Source organism: Undibacterium sp. Di27W (assembly GCF_049340345.1).
Taxonomy (GTDB): Bacteria; Pseudomonadota; Gammaproteobacteria; order Burkholderiales; family Burkholderiaceae_D; genus Undibacterium.
This window is the reverse complement of the sequence record NZ_JBMPOS010000001.1, coordinates 284,569-302,049: the sequence shown is the minus strand read 5'-3', so window position 1 is coordinate 302,049 and position 17,481 is coordinate 284,569. Positions and strand designations below refer to the sequence as shown.

Annotated in this window: 16 protein-coding genes; 7 read left to right on the top strand and 9 right to left on the bottom strand. The window is 50.4% G+C overall.

Annotated features, from left to right (window positions below; translation table 11 throughout):
- The first annotated feature begins 166 nt into the window (after positions 1 to 166).
- On the top strand, positions 167 to 2,602 hold the full coding sequence (locus ACO0LF_RS01230; RefSeq protein WP_423011181.1) for a hypothetical protein: 2,436 nt from the start codon (positions 167 to 169) through the stop codon (positions 2,600 to 2,602).
- 49 nt (positions 2,603 to 2,651) lie between these two features.
- Here the strand turns inward: ACO0LF_RS01230 and ACO0LF_RS01225 are convergent, their stop codons facing one another.
- The 4 genes from ACO0LF_RS01225 to ACO0LF_RS01210 all read right to left on the bottom strand — a co-directional run bounded on the left by ACO0LF_RS01225 (position 2,652) and on the right by ACO0LF_RS01210 (position 6,381).
- Complete coding sequence (locus ACO0LF_RS01225) at positions 2,652 to 4,361, bottom strand: methyl-accepting chemotaxis protein (RefSeq protein ID WP_423011179.1); 1,710 nt, start codon at positions 4,359 to 4,361, stop codon at positions 2,652 to 2,654.
- 233 nt (positions 4,362 to 4,594) lie between these two features.
- Complete coding sequence (locus ACO0LF_RS01220) at positions 4,595 to 4,798, bottom strand: cold-shock protein (RefSeq protein ID WP_007878889.1); 204 nt, start codon at positions 4,796 to 4,798, stop codon at positions 4,595 to 4,597.
- 256 nt (positions 4,799 to 5,054) lie between these two features.
- Positions 5,055 to 5,840, bottom strand: coding sequence for an enoyl-CoA hydratase/isomerase family protein (locus ACO0LF_RS01215; protein ID WP_423011177.1), 786 nt, complete (start codon positions 5,838 to 5,840; stop codon positions 5,055 to 5,057).
- Between the two features lie 61 nt (positions 5,841 to 5,901).
- The gene (locus ACO0LF_RS01210) at positions 5,902 to 6,381 is read right to left on the bottom strand and encodes a thioesterase family protein (RefSeq protein ID WP_423011175.1); all 480 of its coding nucleotides are present in this window, start codon (positions 6,379 to 6,381) and stop codon (positions 5,902 to 5,904) included.
- A gap of 144 nt (positions 6,382 to 6,525) precedes the next feature.
- On the opposite strand from ACO0LF_RS01210, the gene ACO0LF_RS01205 reads away from it, so the two are divergent.
- From ACO0LF_RS01205 to ACO0LF_RS01190, 4 genes are all read left to right on the top strand, one after another.
- The gene (locus ACO0LF_RS01205; RefSeq protein ID WP_423011174.1) at positions 6,526 to 7,728 is read left to right on the top strand and encodes an acetyl-CoA C-acetyltransferase; all 1,203 of its coding nucleotides are present in this window, start codon (positions 6,526 to 6,528) and stop codon (positions 7,726 to 7,728) included.
- Between the two features lie 29 nt (positions 7,729 to 7,757).
- Entirely contained in the window at positions 7,758 to 9,890 is a 2,133-nt protein-coding gene (locus ACO0LF_RS01200; RefSeq protein ID WP_423011173.1) for a 3-hydroxyacyl-CoA dehydrogenase NAD-binding domain-containing protein, read from the top strand.
- A gap of 156 nt (positions 9,891 to 10,046) precedes the next feature.
- Complete coding sequence (locus tag ACO0LF_RS01195; RefSeq protein ID WP_423011171.1) at positions 10,047 to 10,406, top strand: hypothetical protein; 360 nt, start codon at positions 10,047 to 10,049, stop codon at positions 10,404 to 10,406.
- Entirely contained in the window at positions 10,406 to 11,395 is a 990-nt protein-coding gene (locus ACO0LF_RS01190; RefSeq protein ID WP_423012411.1) for a CapA family protein, read from the top strand. Before ACO0LF_RS01195 ends, ACO0LF_RS01190 begins: the two co-directional genes overlap by 1 nt.
- 15 nt (positions 11,396 to 11,410) lie before the next feature.
- Here ACO0LF_RS01190 and ACO0LF_RS01185 read toward each other — a convergent pair whose 3' ends face one another.
- Positions 11,411 to 11,722, bottom strand: coding sequence for a 2Fe-2S iron-sulfur cluster-binding protein (locus ACO0LF_RS01185; protein WP_423011169.1), 312 nt, complete (start codon positions 11,720 to 11,722; stop codon positions 11,411 to 11,413).
- A 105-nt stretch (positions 11,723 to 11,827) separates the two neighbouring features.
- Here ACO0LF_RS01185 and ACO0LF_RS01180 point away from each other — a divergent pair, with 105 nt between their 5' ends.
- Entirely contained in the window at positions 11,828 to 12,166 is a 339-nt protein-coding gene (locus ACO0LF_RS01180) for a hypothetical protein (RefSeq protein ID WP_423011167.1), read from the top strand.
- 114 nt (positions 12,167 to 12,280) lie between these two features.
- Here the strand turns inward: ACO0LF_RS01180 and ACO0LF_RS01175 are convergent, their stop codons facing one another.
- The 4 genes from ACO0LF_RS01175 to ACO0LF_RS01160 form a co-directional block, all read right to left on the bottom strand.
- Positions 12,281 to 12,577 (bottom strand): SCP2 sterol-binding domain-containing protein, encoded by a 297-nt coding sequence (locus ACO0LF_RS01175; protein ID WP_423011165.1) that lies wholly within the window; start codon positions 12,575 to 12,577, stop codon positions 12,281 to 12,283.
- A gap of 97 nt (positions 12,578 to 12,674) precedes the next feature.
- Entirely contained in the window at positions 12,675 to 13,328 is a 654-nt protein-coding gene (locus tag ACO0LF_RS01170; protein ID WP_423011163.1) for a class I SAM-dependent methyltransferase, read from the bottom strand.
- Positions 13,321 to 14,124 carry an HAD family hydrolase gene (locus tag ACO0LF_RS01165; RefSeq protein WP_423011161.1) on the bottom strand — a complete coding sequence of 268 codons (804 nt, stop codon included), beginning with the start codon at positions 14,122 to 14,124 and terminating at the stop codon, positions 13,321 to 13,323. Before ACO0LF_RS01165 ends, ACO0LF_RS01170 begins: the two co-directional genes overlap by 8 nt.
- Positions 14,121 to 15,062 carry a CysB family HTH-type transcriptional regulator gene (locus ACO0LF_RS01160; protein ID WP_423000588.1) on the bottom strand — a complete coding sequence of 314 codons (942 nt, stop codon included), beginning with the start codon at positions 15,060 to 15,062 and terminating at the stop codon, positions 14,121 to 14,123. Before ACO0LF_RS01160 ends, ACO0LF_RS01165 begins: the two co-directional genes overlap by 4 nt.
- A gap of 172 nt (positions 15,063 to 15,234) precedes the next feature.
- On the opposite strand from ACO0LF_RS01160, the gene ACO0LF_RS01155 reads away from it, so the two are divergent.
- Entirely contained in the window at positions 15,235 to 17,451 is a 2,217-nt protein-coding gene (locus ACO0LF_RS01155; RefSeq protein WP_423011159.1) for a patatin-like phospholipase family protein, read from the top strand.
- The last annotated feature ends 30 nt before the right edge of the window (positions 17,452 to 17,481 follow it).

The following is a 17,481-nucleotide window of genomic DNA, read 5'->3' as shown; positions in this document are numbered from 1 at the left end:
TTGAACCCTGGATCTGGATAAGATCAGGACATGAATTGACGTGACAAAAACCAAACTTACAATATTGCAATAGCACGCAAGATTGACTTAATTTTGCCAAAAACTCAAGAGTGATTTCAATGTCAGGCTACAATTTGCGTATATTGTTTAGCCCGGCCACTTCTTCATGCGCAAAAATCCCGCTACTATCATCTTGCTCGCAACCAGTCTCGCAGCTTGCCTGCTGATATCTGCCTGTGGCCAGGACGGTAAAGCGCCGGCAAAAACAATTCCACCACCTCTGGCCATCTTGTCGTTTACTGCAGAAAAGCCCATGACAAATGCCGGGGAAAGCAACCACTTGCATTGGCTGGTACAAGGTGCCAAGAAACTGCAGATCAGCCCTGACATAGGCCTAGTCAGCGATGAACAAAATGTGGCTGTGCGAGCAGATGTCTCGCGGGTATATACACTGACTGCCACTGATGAGCATGGCAATATCGCCAGTGCCAGCCTGACGATTGATGTCCATCAGGAAGCAGGGAAACTACAGCCCTACCCCATCATGTTTGTCACCCAGGTCCCGCTGCAAATGGACCAGGCTGGACGTTTGTCTGCCTTTGCCAATCATTTGACGGATATGCATCAAGTACCACGTGGTGGTGATTTGATGTTGCGCTATCCTGATGGCAGCCTGCGTAACCTGACCAGGGAAGCTGGTTTTGGCATGCCAGCCTTTCAGGGTACAAAAGCCATCGCGGTGCGCGAACCGGCTATACATTGGGATGGTCAAAAGGCGCTGTTCAGCATGCTGGTTGGCGCACAGGATCAGCCCGGCCACCCCATCAAGACGCGCTGGCAAATCTATGAAGTCACGGGCTTGAGTCAACATCAAAAAGCACAGATCAGCAAGCTGGCTGTTCAGGATGTAAATTTCAACAATCTGTCGCCACTGTATGCCAGCGATGAATCCATCATTTTCACCTCTGACCGTCCCTATAATGGGCAAGCTCATCTCTATCCGCAACTGGATGAATACGAAGCCACGCCGACCATCAGCGGCATATGGAAACTGAATCCTGTGAATGGGCATTTGCAGTTGCTCAGTCATACACCCAGCGGTGCTTTCAATCCTGCCATCGACAGTTATGGCAGGTTATTGTTTACCCGCTGGGATCATTTGCAGCAAGACCAGCTCGCGGATCGCGACCGCGATGCGCAAAACAATGGCTTCGCCCTGCCCTTTCACTCATTTAATTATGCAGATGAAAGTCTGAATGCCCGCAAATTATCTACACGTGCTGAAGTATTCCCGGAATCCAGGATAGGTGGCACTGGTCCCTACGGGAAAATCAGTGGCTTTCGCAGTAATTTTTTCACGATCTGGCAAATCAACCAGGATGGCACGGCAGAAGAGACTTTGAATCACCTGGGCCAGCATGAACTTGCCTTTGGCCCCATGTCAGTCAGCTTTAGTGATGACCCGCACTTAAAGACACAAACGACTGCCGATCTGCAAGCCAATCGCTTTTCGCTGCGTCGTGAAGCGGGCTTGTTTCATTTGCGAGAAGACCCACTGCATCCAGGTACTTACTATGCCACTGATGCACGAGAAGCGGCGTCCTACACTACCAATCACCTCATTAAACTGCAAGCCAGCCCGGACATGAATCCGGAAAAAATCACGATTACTCCTATAACAATCACTGCCGCCAATGACATCTTGCCAGGTGGCCGCTATCGCAATCCCCTGCCATTGTCAGATGGCAGATTCATCGCCAGTCATACCTCAGACTTGTCGCCGCCAGCCGATGGTCTGGGTTTAAGTGATTTGCGCCTGAAGTTCTTGAACAAAGATGAAAAATCGGGCTTGTATAGTGCAGGATCAAGCTTGACTGGCGGCTTGCATAAATCGCTGAGCTGGTGGGAGGGAAAGGAAAAGAAAAGCTATCAGGGTGCATTATGGGAACTGGAAGCCGTAGAAGTCAGGTCACGCCCCAGGCCCTGGCGTGCCAGTTCGCAACTGGAAGCACCAGAGCGTGCAGTACTCGCAGAAGAAGCTGTCAGTGAAGCGGCATTGCAGCAATGGCTCATCAACAATGAGCTGGCCCTGATCGTGACGCGCGACCAAACCAGTCGTGACCGTGCCGACATGCAGCAGCCCTACAACTTGCAAGTCCCAGGGGGCAAGAAAACCGTTTCCAGCAATGAGAAACAAGCCAGGGTCTACGATATTTCGCATTTCCAGGTAGTCGAAGCCAGCTTGCTCAGGGCCTATGAGAACAGGCCGGGGCGACGTACACTTGCCAGCTACAGCGATCTACAGAAAATGCACAATCCTCCCTTGACAGGCGCTCCGCCGGGCAGCGTCAAAATCGCCAGTGATGGCTCTACTGCCGCCTTTGTTCCCGCAGGCAAGGCCCTGAGCTGGCAAACCACCGATGAAAAAGGCAATGCCATCGTGCGTGAGCGTAACTGGATTACTTTCCAGCGCGGCGAAATGCGCGTCTGCGCCTCTTGCCACGGGGTGAATAGCCTGAACCAGTCTGGCCAGGCGACACCGACCAACAAACCTCAGGCCTTGCGCGAATTGCTGGGTTTGTGGAAGACGCTAGCAAAGTAAATGGCTTGCACACTCATTTGCAAGCTCATTTCAAACTAGAAAGGGAAAACTAAAACTCTTCCCAATCATCCTGCCCCGCTGGTGCTGCAGCCTTGGCCGTGCTCTTTGATGCAGTTGATGGTGCTGCTGGCAATGACTTCACCGGAGCACGTTTTGCAACTGGCCTGTCTTTGACCACCGCCCTAGTCGCAGTCGGCGCTTTAGCCACATGGTCATTGGCATCAATCTTGAAAATACTGACCGCATTATTCAAATTATTGGCCTGGTCACGCATGCTGCTGGCTGCTGCCGCAGCCTGCTCTACCAGTGCGGCATTTTGCTGTGTTGCCTCATCCATCTTGCCTATAGCCAGGCTGACCTGGTTGATACCATCCCTTTGTTCTGCACTGGCAGCGGTGATCTCGGCCATGATATCGGCCACGTTTTTGATTGATACAACAATCTCATCCATGGTTTTACCGGCATCGTCCACCAGACGCGAACCCACCTCGACCTTGTCGACAGAACTGCTGATAAGTTCCTTGATTTCTTTCGCCGCATTGGCAGAGCGTTGTGCGAGATTACGCACTTCGGTTGCTACCACCGCAAAGCCCCTGCCCTGCTCACCGGCACGTGCGGCTTCAACGGCGGCATTCAAAGCAAGAATATTGGTTTGAAAAGCGATGCCGTCGATGACACCAATAATATCGACGATTTTTTTAGAGCTTTCTTTGATCGATGACATGGTATGCACCACGTCACCTACCACCTGACCACCTCTGCTGGCGACTTCAGATGCGTTCGATGCCAGGGTGCTGGCCTGGCGCGCATTGTCGGCATTCTGTTGTACAGTCGAAGTCAATTCTTCCATGGAAGAAGCGGTTTCTTCCAGGCTGGCGGCCTGTTGTTCAGTGCGGCTGGACAAGTCCATATTGCCAGTCGCAATCTCTTCTGAAGACACGGCAATGGACCCGCTTGACTGACGCACCATGGTCACTGTTTGCATGAGGCTTTGACGCATGTTTTCCAGGGCAGAAACCAGTTGTCCCATTTCATCACGAGATGTTGGCTTCAGTTGCTGGGTCAGATCACCATTGCCTATCGCGTCAAACTGGGTTATTGCCAATTTTAAAGGACGGGAAATCGCTGCCAGTAAAAAATAGGCTGAAACAAATACAGCAAGCAGGCCACCGAGAACACCCAGTATGTCGACCCACAGGAAGGTGGTAAAAGCCGTCTCACTTTCTGCGAGCGAACTGGCTGCACCAGTAAATTGATATTCACTGAGCTTGGCCATTTTTTCAGAGTAAGCACTAAAGGCAGGTGGCACAAGCTTCATATTGATGCTGTCGGCCTCTTCCTTATTGCCAGCTTTAATGGCATTGAACATGGGAAGGTGGGCCGTCTTGATGTAATTGTCACGCAAGGCAACGACTTCATCAGATAATTTTTTTTCTTCTGCGTCTTGCGGCAAGCTCAGGTATTTTTTCCAGTAAGTTTCAGACTGGTTAAAAAAATCCTCTGAACGCTTGAGGGTCTCGGCAGTATCGGGGAATTCAGGATGGGCAATTGCCCGGTCTACCGCAGTGCGCGCGCGCAGCATAAACACACGGGATTGCCCCATAGCTTCTACCGATGGCAATTGATTGGAAAAAATGTCCTTGATAACGGCATTGCTATTCCTGACGCCGTATATCCCCATCAAACCGCCTATGATCAACATGATGGCCATGAAGGCCATTGCACCTATCAGTCTTAGCCTGATCGTCAGATTGAACATCTTCACTTCCCCTTTTAACGTTCCAGTTTGGAACAAGAATACAAAAATTCTTCTTGAGAGTATTGATCCGAGACAACTTCAGTGCATCTACTACAAATTAAGTATAAATAAGTTTGTAAGTGTTGGGGTAAGAAAATTTTGTGCTTTTGCAAAAAAAAATCCCCGACAAATCGGGGATTTTTTAGAGCAAATCTGGTGCGAGACCAGATATCAGCAGACTAACAAATAAGCAATTAGATTGCTTGGATGTTAGAAGCTTGCTTGCCTTTAGGGCCTGTCGTTACTTCGAAAGAAACGCGTTGGTTTTCTTTCAAAGATTTGAAGCCGTTAGATTGGATAGCGGAGAAATGAGCAAACAGATCTTCACCGCCTTCATCTGGAGTGATGAAGCCGAAACCTTTTGAATCATTGAACCATTTAACAATACCTGTTGCCATTACAATTTCCTATTTCAGTTAATGTGGGCATATGCCCGATAGATCGTTTCAACCAAGTAAGAAATGACAGACTGATACTGCACTACCACTTTGAATCTCAACGACTGAACGATTATACGCAGAATTTCAGAGAAAAGTAAAATAAAACACTACACTTTCGATTTATCTTGCGTTTCCAGACGGAAAAACCGCCTTTCAAGCACAAAAACTGTCATATAACTGTCACATTCCCGCTATCAGAACCAAATTGCCACCATTAATTCAGTTTGCAACCAAAATGGGCGGTGCGCTTATCCAGGAAGGCCGAGACCCCTTCGGCAAAGTCGGGCGTCATCGTGACTGATGCAAAAGCTTCGATTTCGTCATTGACTTGTTGTTCCAGCGAAGTTGCATCTGACTGATAAATCAGACGCTTCATGCGGGCATAGCTTTCCTGTGGGCCACGCAGCAGTCGCATCGCCAGCTTTTCTGTCACATCTTTCAATTGTTCTGGCGGCACGACAAGATTGATGAGGCCGAAGGCCAGCGCCTCATCGGCGTCGAAGTTTTCGGAAAACAATAACCATTCCAGGGCTTTGCGGTTACCGACCAGACGCGGCAGGAACCAGGTGTTCCCCACGTCAGGGCTGGCACCTATCTTGGCGTAGGCCATATTAAAGCGTGTGCCCTTGGCTGCGACGACCAGGTCAGCCGCATTCATGGTGCCCATGCTGCCACCGGCAACGGCGCCATGGACCGAGGCAATCACAATAGCTGGCAGTTGATGCAAGCGTAATATCGCCTGGTTCAACTCAGCCCCAATTTCACGTATGGCTTCAGGGGATGCCGGGTCGCCAGGCTTGAAGCTGGCGATGTCGCCACCGGCGCCAAATACCTTGCCCTCGGCACGGATAATGACGACGCGTATGCTACGGTCTTCTGCCAGCAACTCGGTCAACTGGTTCAGAGAACGTATTTCTGCTGCTCCCATCACATTCATGCAGTGTGGATTATCAAAAATGATGGTAGCCAATCCATTGGCTTTTTCCAAGCGTATGCTCATGTCATCCCCCCTAGTTATGATTTATATCTATCATCCTAGTAACAAGCGGGCAGAAAGGCAATCAGGCACGGCCATGTAACATGAAAGCAGCGGCACCTGTCGCAATTCTGTCACCCTTTTCATTGCGCAAATCCATGAGAACATTGGCAACACGCTTGCCCAGCCTGGTGACTTCGGCGGTGGCAACAAAGTGCTTGCCGCGACCTGGCTGCAAATAATCGATGCGCAAGTCTATGGTACTCATCTTGCCAAATTCCTTGATTTGCGACATCACATCATCTTGTGGGCTTTGCTGTGCCATTTTGAGCAGGATGGCAAAACCTGCCACGCTATCCAGTACAGAAGCGATCACGCCGCCATGTAACATGCCCTGGGCAAAATTGCCTAATAACTCGTCGCGCATGCCGATGGAGAGACGCGGTGCGTCCGGGTCAAAGCTATCCAGCTTCATTCCCAGTAAATGACAGAACGGGATTTTTTCCTCAATGACAATTTTAAGCATGCCTTGAAACTCGGGATTATTGATGATGTTTTTTGTCATGACTGCTGTCCTCATGCTCTGCGAGCAAATTTAAAACACGGCATTTAATCAAGCAATTGCTTTATTAATTGTATCATCATACACTTGAGCATCAATAAAGCCATCCATCCCCTTATATACAGACCAGCAGACAGGAGAAAACAAATGACCGAAGCCTATCTTTTTGATGCACCGCGCACGCCGCGTGGCAAGGGCAAGAAAGATGGTTCGCTGCATAGCGTCAAACCCATCTCATTACTGTCTGGCCTGATGCAGGATATGCAGCAACGCTTATCTCTCGATACTGCACTGATTGATGATGTAGTCCTTGGCTGTGTTACCCCCATAGGTGACCAGGGCGCAGACATTGCCAAGACTGCCGCGCTGGCTGCAGGCTGGGACTGGCAAGTCGCCGGCGTGCAACTGAACCGCTTTTGCGCATCCGGCCTGGAAGCAGTCAATCTGGCGGCGCAAAAAGTACGCTCTGGCTGGGAAGATTTAGTGGTCGCTGGCGGTGTTGAATCCATGTCACGCGTGACCATGGGATCAGATGGTGGTGCCTGGGCAGCCGACCCGCACACCAGCATGCAAACCGACTTTTTACCGCAAGGCATAGGGGCCGACCTGATTGCCACGCTGGAAGGATTCAGCCGTGAAGATGTCGATGCCTTTGCTTTGCGCTCGCAAGAAAAAGCGACGGCAGCGCGGGCTGCTGGCCGCTTCAAATCACTGCGCCCTGTGTGCGACATGAATGGCCTGGTGATACTGGCTGAAGATGAATTCATCAAGCCACAATCCAGCATGGCAGCACTTGCCTCGCTCAAGGCTTCATTTGAGATGCCGGGCAAGATGGGCTTTGATAGCGTCGCCATACGCAAGTATCCGCAACTTGAACGGATAAACCATGTACACACTGCTGGCAATTCTTCCGGCATCGTCGATGGTGCAGCGCTCGCTTTGATAGGTACAGAAGCCATGGGCAAGCGCCTGGGCCTGACCCCGCGTGCCCGCATTGTTGCGTCTGCCGTAACAGGCACTGACCCAACCATTATGCTGACCGGCCCCGGTCCGGCCACTTTAAAAGCCCTGAACAAGGCTGGCCTGCGTATCGAGGACATCGATCTGTTTGAAGTCAATGAAGCTTTTTCTGCAGTCGTCATGAAGTTCATGAAAGACCTCAAGGTGCCGGAAGAAAAAGTGAATGTAAATGGTGGTTCGATTGCACTAGGCCACCCGTTGGGGGCAACTGGTTGCATGCTGCTGGGCAATCTGATTGATGAGCTGGAAGCGCGTCAGTTAAAGCGTGGCCTCATCACCCTGTGTGTGGGTGGCGGCATGGGCATTGCCACCATCATAGAGCGCGTATAAATCAGAACATAAGAACGAGAAAAAACATCATGATCCATTACAGCAAAGACGAACAACAAATAGTCACCCTCAGCATCGATATGCCAGGTATGTCAGTCAACACCATGAATGCGGCATTCCGTGATGCGCTGACATCTGCCGTCGGCAGGCTGGAAGAAGAAAAAGAGCAATGCAGTGGCGTCATCCTGACTTCTGGCAAAGACAGTTTTTTTGCCGGTGGCGACTTGCGTGAACTCATCAACATTGAAGATGCCAAATCCTGCCTGGAAATGGTAGAGAAAAACAAGGCCGTGCTGCGTCGCCTGGAAAAGCTGGGCAAGCCAGTTGTTGCCGCCATCAATGGTAGCGCCCTTGGCGGAGGCCTGGAGCTGGCACTGGCCTGTCATTACCGCATCGCCCTGGATAATCCAAAAGCGAAAATCGGTTTCCCTGAAGTGACACTGGGGTTATTGCCCGGTGCCGGTGGTGTAATACGCACTGTCCGTATGCTGGGCTTGCAGGAAGCCATGCCCTATCTACTGGAAGGCAAGCAGGTGGCTCCGGCAGCCGCCGTTAAGGCTGGCCTGGTAGATGCGCTCGCCAATAGCCATGAAGACATGTTGCAACAGGCTAGAGCCTGGATACTAGCCAAGCCACAGGCACAGCAGCCATGGGATGATGCAGCCTATAAACTGCCGGGTGGCGCGCCCAACTCTGCCAAATTACTACCCATGATCATGGTGGCACCTGCCCTGTTGCGCGAAAAAACCCGGGGCAATTATCCTGCGCCCGAAGCCATACTGGCTACTATGGTTGAAGGAGCACAAGTCGACTTTGACAATGCCCTGAAAATTGAAGGCCGCTATTTCACTCATCTGGCAACAGGCCAGGTTGCCAAGAATATGATAGGCACACTGTTCTTCCAGATGCAGGAAATCAGTTCAGGCAAAAGCCGCCCGCGGGATATCGCAAAAGCCAAAGTCAACAAACTAGGCGTGATAGGTGCAGGCATGATGGGTGCAGGCATAGCTGCTGTCAGCGCAGCACGCGGCATACATACAGTATTGAAAGAACAGACCCTGGAAAAAGCCGAGCAAGGCAAAACCAATATTGCCAACAGCCTGCATAAAAAAGTGGGCCAGGGTCGCTTGTCTGCAGAAAAAGCAGCGAGCCAGCTGGGCCTGATACAGCCCACAGCAAGTGCCAGTGACTTCTCTGGATGTGATCTCATCATCGAAGCCGTGTTTGAAAACCGTGAACTCAAAGCAGCAGTCAGCAGTGAGGCTCAAAGCATGCTGGCGACAGATGGCACCATGGCCAGCAATACCTCCACCCTGCCGATCAGCGGCCTGGCAAAAGCCGTCACTCATCCTGAGCGTTTCATAGGCATACACTTCTTTTCACCCGTCGATAAAATGCAACTGGTGGAAATCATCAAGGGTAAACAAACCAGCGAGGCAACACTGGCGCGCGCCTATGACTATGTACTGCAGATAGGCAAGACACCCATCGTCGTCAATGATGCACGCGGTTTTTTCACCAGCAGGGTGTTTGCCAGTTTTGTCAACGAGGGTTTGAGTATGCTGGCAGAAGGCTTGCCAGCGGCGCTCATAGAAAACGCCGCACTCTCGGTCGGCATGCCGGTAGGTCCATTGGCAGTGCAGGATGAAGTCTCACTGAGCCTGTCACGCCATGTTGCTGCGCAAACCAAAGCCGATCTGGAGGCAGAAGGCAAAAGCTGGCAAGCACCCGCATCTGCTGCCATCATCAATGTCATGCTGGATCAGCATCAGCGCGCAGGCAAGGCTACTGGCGCAGGTTTTTATGAATATCCTACAGATGGCAGCAAAAAGTATCTTTGGCCGGAACTAGGCACCTTGTTCGGCAAAGATAGCGTCAGTCTGCCTTATGTCGATTTGCAAGACAGGTTTTTATACATGCAGGCGATAGAAACCCTGCGCTGCCTGGACGAGGGTGTACTGGAGTCGACCCGCGATGCCAATATCGGTTCAATTTTTGGCATAGGTTTCCCAGCCTGGACTGGTGGTGCCGTGCAATTCGTCCATCATGTGGGAGCGCAGCGATTTGCTGAGCGCGCCGCCGAATTGCAAGCCCTTTACGGTGAGCGTTTTGCCTTGCCAGCCAATTACCAGGTGCTTGCGGCCGACAGTCAACAATATTGAGATTGCGGCGGCATACAAAATTTCAGGAAAGCGGGCTTCCATGCACTCTTAAATCCTGTGATAATCAGCGCTCGACTAATTCGGGGCGGTGCAGCTATGTGGTCAGATGAGAGATGGTGGGGAGGCAGTTTTGTTATATTCAGCAGTCTTTTATTGATGACCATGCCATGCGCAGCCAAGCCGCTCTTACGCTGCTATGTCAGCTATGCTGGCAGCATGCAAACCATAGAGACCCAGTTAGTCTCTGACCCCTATGATGTAAAAACCACCGACGTAGGTGAGCGCTTTACCTTCAAGGCTGTTATGGTGGGCAAAGCGCAGCAGATAGACTATATCAAGCTGTATGCTTATTTCCAAACCCGCCGCAGTGATATCCCTGTTCACCAGGCAACTTACCGCCCACCCTTTAAAATCACGCAGAAAGAAAGCTTGCTGACACCGCAAAATTCTATCTATGCGGGTGATATAGAACGTGAATTGCAGTACCGCTGCACTTTGCAGGAGGTACAGCAATGATGAGGCTCAAGCATGCAAGCAAACTGTTGGCGGCATTTACAATGGCGGGCGCACTCACCCATACTGCCCTGGCACAAGACGATAGCGTCAGTATACTATTTGCCGGCGACGTGGTCCTCGATGGCAAGCCAGGCAAAATGATTGCCGAAGGCAAGGACCCGTTTTTTGCCTTTGCCAAATTATTCAAAAGTACTGACATACGCGTGGTCAACCTGGAGTGCGTGGTTGCTACGACGGGTGATGCAGCCGACAAGAATTTCACCTTTCGCGCCCATCCCCGTACCCTGACGACGCTGAAGCAGCATGTCGATGCAGTGTCGATTGCGAATAATCATTCTGGTGATTTTGGTCGTGCGGCTTTCCAGGAAATGCTGGGTTTGCTGGATCAGCAGCATATCGGGCGCTTTGGCGGAGGCAATAATCTGCGCGAAGCACATACCCCACTGATCATAGAAAAGAAAGGCTTGCGCATAGCCTTGCTGGGCTATAACGAATACATGCCGCGCAGCTTTGAAGCAGAAGCGCAGGCGGCAGGTGTGGCCTGGAGTGAAGATGAACAGGTGGCACTTGATATACGCAGCGCACGTCAGCAATACCATGCCGATCTGGTGATACCCTTCATGCACTGGGGCTGGGAAAATGACAAGCTCGCCGTCGACAGGCAGCGCCAGTTAGCGAGATTGATGATAGATGCGGGTGCCGATGCCATCATAGGTGGTCATCCCCATGTGATACAGGATGTAGAACATTACAAGGGCAAGCCCATCATTTACAGCCTGGGTAATTTTGTCATGGATGAACTTGACAATGAACCGCAAACCCGCGGCTGGGTGATACGCCTGCAGCTGGACAAACAAGGTGTCAAAGCCTGGGATACTCGTTTAGCCAGGATAGATCATGATGGCGTGCCTCACCCTGTACCTGAGGCCAGCACAGCCTGCTGGAACCGCAAGGATGGACAGCTCGGGCAATGTAGTAACGCTCAATAATAATGATGCCAGCCGCTACACTTTGACTGCGGCTGGCACATCCAACACCACGTCTGAGCAAGCCTGGGCTACGCAGGGCAAGATCCAGCCTTCCTGCTTTTCTTCCAGGCTCAGGCCGGGCCAGTCTATCTGGTATTTAATTTCCCCAGACAGCTTTTTGCACATACAGGTACGACAGCTGCCATTACGGCATGAATTGGGGATGCGTATGCCTTCCAGCAAAGCTGCTTCCAGCAGGCTGAGTTCATCGGCCACCTCACAAGTCCAGCCCTGCGGTTGCACTGTCAAGGTCCATGCCTGATTCCCTAACACATCCTGCTTACTCATTTTTTCTCGCTATCGTCCTTGTCTTCATGCCCGAATTTTACTAGATTGAAAGTCTGCCCTCCTGTTGACTGTCAGCAGTGGCAGTAGTCATTCCAGGAGCTCAACATGATGGCAGCCAGTGCACATTTACTTTCTCAACAGCAAGACACTTATTCAGAAAGGCGCAATGCCCGCGCACCAGATTTTATACTGATGCAACTCGATCCCCGCGATGTCATAGAAGGAGTAATGTTAAAAGAAGGTTTTCAATCCGAGGATGCGCCCTCGGCAGGTAATATGCGTGAGCATTGCCCCCATTGCAGCGGTGTACAGCTGCAACTGATATTGCGCTATAAATTCGTCAAGCGTTCGCACCTGTTTTGCAGCAGTTGCACACGCTGCTATGACGCCCTATATCCAGATGGTACTTCGGCACTGGCTTTGAGTGCGATGTCGCTGGTCTAGTGCATATTGAGTGTATATTTCGAACGCATATTGCAGGTGCAAAATGAAAACGGCATTTCCTCGCTATCGCCAGGGAAATGCCGCTCTGTTCAAATGGGTCTGTAAGACTGGTTCTTACACCACAGTCTGCAAACGCATGGCAACACTCATGTCGCCGGACACTTTCAACTTGCCCATCATGAAACCATTCATAGGATTCAATTGACCGGTCAGCAAGGCTGCCAGGTTTTCCAGGGAAATGGTGATGGTGCAAACAGCTTCTTTATTTTCATTGCTGACAGTATTTGGTGTCACCAGTGCATCAACGAATACCACGCCTTCATCAGCGCAATCAAATTTCAAGGTAGCGTTCAAACCACTATCGTCACCAACTTTAGCGCGTATCGCTTCTGTGCAAGCTTGCAGATCCATGAATTACTCCAGAAAAAATTTTAACGACTTGCAATGTATCACGGCAGGCTTTCGAGGGACAATACTAGAAGTGAGTTGAACTCATTTCATCAAAAACCTACTTCAATACACAGGTCAGCATCCAGTAGTAAGTGTTTCTGAAAATACGGATATCGCGTACAGCAGGACCAAACTTTTTGCGCAATGCGCTATCGGTAGGGAAGTTCTTGAGTATTTCCACCCGGCTACCATCTTCCTGCTTGCGTAACTGAAAGGTATTGCCTTCAAGATCAGTGCGGGCTATCACTGTGCTACTGCCTTCGACATAATTATTGTCGATCAGGACCAGAGTAGTACCCTTGCCTGTCACCTTGCTGAGATGGCCCAGCAAACTGGTCTGATCATCACGCATGACATGCGACCAGAAAAAACCGGCAAAACAAGTCGTATATTGACCAGCTGTTGCTGCAGGCAAGTCATGCAGGTCAGCCAGGGCAAATTGCACTTTACTCTCTGGATAAGATTTGGCCTGCGCTACATCCAGCATGGGCTGGCAATAATCAGTCGCTAGAACGGTGCTTGCAACAGGCGCGAAACGCTCAGTCCAATAGCCTGTGCCGCAGGCTACTTCCAGCACGCTCTGGTCTTTCAATACATCCAGCACTTTGCTCTGGATTTCACGCAAGTCTTGCTGGCGCTCTGGCTTTTGATACACTTTTTCCAGAGTCTGGGCACGTTGCGCATAGTATTCGCGCATTTTATTTTCACTCATTTTTATCTTTCAACAGAAAATCTACCAACTCTACAAATCCCTCGCCAAATTCAGCATTGCAGACATAGGCCGGGTGGGCCTCAAACCTGTCCAGGTATTTGCGTATGTTTGCCACCCCGACCGAAAGCGGGTAATGGGCAAACATGCTGGCATCATTGGCAGAATCGCCAATAAATACATAGTTCTTTTTTGCGGCATCATCACTGACGCCAAATACTTCATGCAGCAAACGCTGACTCATGCTTTGCTTGCTGAATGGTGCAACCGAGGCATGGGCATGGATGCTGCTAGTGGTTGCATACAAACCATGTTCACGTATCAAGGCCACGACTTCATTCAATTGTGACAGTGGTATCGCAGGGATATTTTCCGCAATATCAAAAGCCAGATCACCTATGCGTTGTGCCGCATCGGCAGCAGGCAATACATTCGGGAAATGCTGGCGCATGATGTCAGCAAAATCCAGCAGGCGCTGCCTGTGCTGCGAGCGGGTTGCTGCATCAGCATAGTACATGGTCTGTTGCCTGCCCTCGCTATCTATCCAGAAAGCACTCGCACCATTTTCTGCAATGACGGCATCAAAATCACATAGCCTCAATAAAGGCAAGGTCCAGTAAGTAGGTCGCCCTGTCACGGCTATGCGCCGCAAACCTGCAGTTTTTGCACGGTCCAGCGCAGCCAGTGCAGCAACGGTCAGCTTGCCATGACTACTGAAGGTGTCATCAATATCCGTCAATATCCCGCGCACCTGCCTGCATTGCTCTGCAGGCCAGCTACTCAGTGCCTGCATGCTCATAAATCGTAAGTATCCTTATTACCCTGCATGACATTGTCTATCATTTTACGGTTCAGGGTAGGGTTCAGCAATTCTATGAAGGTATAAATATAGCTGCGCAAATAAGCGCCCTGCTTGATCGCTACTCGCGAGATATTCATGCCAAACAATTGCCCTACGGGTATGGCGCGCAAATTCTTGTCACGTTCTGCATCAAAAGCCATGCCAGCAATAATGCCAACACCCATTCCCAGTTCCACATAAGTCTTGATGACGTCGGCATCAATTGCTTCCAGCAGAATATCCGGCTTCAGGTTACGTATCTGGAAAGCATGGTCTATCTTGCTGCGACCGGCAAAGGCAGCATCATAGGTAATCAGGGAATAATGGGCAATTTCTTCCAGGCTGATGTTCTTTAATTTCAACAAGGGATGCTCAACCGGCACGACAACCACATGTTCCCATTGATAGCATGGCAAGGAAATCAAGCCATCAAAGCCAGCGATGGCCTCCGTCGCAATCGCAATGTCGGCCTGATCGCGCATGACCATTTCGGCAATTTGCTTGGGATTACCTTGCAACAAGGACAATCTTACCTTGGGATATTTTTGCATGAAGGCTTGCACCACCTTGGGCAAGGCATAGCGTGCCTGGGTGTGGGTGGTGGCAATGGTGAAGCTACCACTGTCCTGCGCTGCAAATTCCTTGCCTATGCGTTTCAGTCCATCAATTTCTTGCATAATCAGTTCAACCGACTTCAACACCGCCCTGCCCGGCTCCGTCAAACCACGTATGCGCTTGCCGTGTCGTGTAAAAATGTCAACACCCAATTCCTCTTCCAGCTCAATAATTGCCTTGGAAACACCGGGCTGCGATGTAAATAAGGCCTTGGCAGCCTCAGTCAGATTAAAATTCTGTCTTACAGCTTCGCGTACAAAGCGCAATTGATGTAGGTTCATGGGGTAGTTTTTTTGTAAAGGCGAGGATAATCTCTTATGCAATTATACCTAGGTTAGCATCGTTTTATATGCATGCGTTAGTATATAGACCCTGAGCCAAGAATTCCATGTTTCCACCAATTACAACATGCATAAATCATTTTTACATCTAGTTTTCATCCTTGTCAGCAGTTTGCTGATCCCACATCTATCCCACGCTGAAAGTATTACAGTCCCTGCAACACCAGTAAAGCCCCCCAGGATATGCCTGGCCTTGTCTGGCGGCGGCGCACGTGGCTTTGCCCATGTAGGTGTACTCAAGGTACTGGAAGAGTTACGTATTCCGATTGATTGTATCGCTGCTACCAGTATGGGAGCGGTGGTAGGCGGTCTGTATGCAGCAGGTTTTTCTGCCAACGAAATCGAAGCCAAGCTGGATGCCTTGAAACTCAATGACATTGCCCTTGACCGGGTAGAAAGACGCTACCTGCCCCAGAACGTCAGGGAAGAAGATGAACAATACCCACTAGGTGCCACCCTGGGCTTGAGTGCCAATGGTGTCAGGCTGCCAGCGGGCGTGGTGCAGGCCAGCCAGTTTCTCGAAATATTGCAGAATTGGACAGCACATCTACAGCCTGATATTGATTTTGACAAGCTTCCCATCCCTTTCCGCACACTGGCCACAGATATGGAAACCGGGAAAATGGTGGTCTTTACCAAGGGCCCGCTACATAAAGCCATACGTGCCAGCATGGCTGCGCCGGGCGTATTTGCCCCCATAGAAATCGATGGCAGATTATTGTCCGATGGTGGACTGGTCAGAAACCTGCCCGTGGATATAGCAAAACAGATGGGTGCAGATGTGGTAATTGCCGTCAACATCGGCACCCCCTTGATGCCACGCGACCAGTTACTGACCCTGTTCAATGTTAGCCAGCAAATGGTTAACATATTAACCGAGCAAAATGTGGAAGCCCAAAAAGCACTGCTTGCGCCGAATGACTTATTAATAGAACCCAATCTGGGCAATATCAGCTTCATGGACTTTGCCAGATCAAAGGAAGCTGTACTCATCGGTGAAAAAGCCACCTCTGCCCTGAATGCAAAACTGGCCGCGTATAGTCTGCCAGCCGAAGTTTATGCCATCAAGCATGAGATACGTCTCAACCCTCAACTACCGCCGATCAAAATACAATTTGTCGACGTCGTCACCAACGGCGCCGTGCCTGAAAGTGACATACGCCGCCAGTTGAATATACTTACAGGCCATGAATACAAGGCAGAAGATATCAACCGCAAGCTGGCCATACTGAATAATGCCCGCGAATTTGACAGTATCAACCACGAGCTGGTGGAGCGTGATGGCGAATATGGCATACGCGTGAATGCCAATGGCCGCAACTGGGGACCGCATTTCCTGCGCTTTGGTCTGGCGCTATCAAGCGGCTTTGAAGGCACAGGCGGCTTCAAGCTGCAGGTTGGTCACAGACGCCCCTGGCTGACCGATGGCGGTCTGGAATGGCGCAATGACCTGGAATTTGGCAATAGCATCAAATACCATACCGAGTTGCGACAACCCCTGTTTGAGCGCGAGGGTATGTACCTCGCACCATTTGCAGAGATTGGACAAAACACCAGAAATTTATATAGCGACAATACCCGCATTGCTGAATATAACTTCCGTAGTGACAAGCTGGGGCTGGATCTTGGTTTTCGCTTAGGTGAACAAAGCATACTGGGTGAAGCCAAGCTGGGCTTGAACTTCAACCACTACCGCGTACGACCCAAGATAGGTGGTTACTTGCTGCAAAATCAAGATGGCAGTGTAAAAGTGGAATCACTGCCGAGCGCAGACTTGCAACAATTTGGCCTGAAGACGGCAATCGTCATAGATCAGCTCAGTGATGTCAGTTTCCCGCGCTATGGCTATAAAGTGGATGCCAGTGCTTTCGTCGGCACAAGTGACACCCATAAAAACTTCCAGGAAGTGGCGATCAATACCACCTGGACCAATAGCATCAATAACCACAGCATCAACCTGAAACTGAATGCAGCCGGGCTGTTCCAGAAAGGGACAGATGTGCGCGGCATAGGCTCTACCCTTGGCGGCTTTCAGCAATTGTCTGCCTATCAGCCTGACCAGTTCACTGGTGACTTTATGGTTTATGGCAGCCTGACATATTTGCTGCGCGCCGTGAAGTTTGATTTGGCGGGACAAAGCCTCTTTCTTGGTACATCTCTGGAAGCAGGTAATGTCTGGGAACGAGGGGATTCAATGTCGCTTAAGTCATTGCGCAAGAGTGTCAGCCTGTTTGCTGGTTTCAACAGTTTCATAGGCCCTATCTACCTGGGTTTTGCAGTCGGGCAAAGTGGCGCAAAAAATGTTTTCTTCCAGTTAGGCAGGCAATAAAAAAACGCTCAATTCTAAAGAATTGAGCGT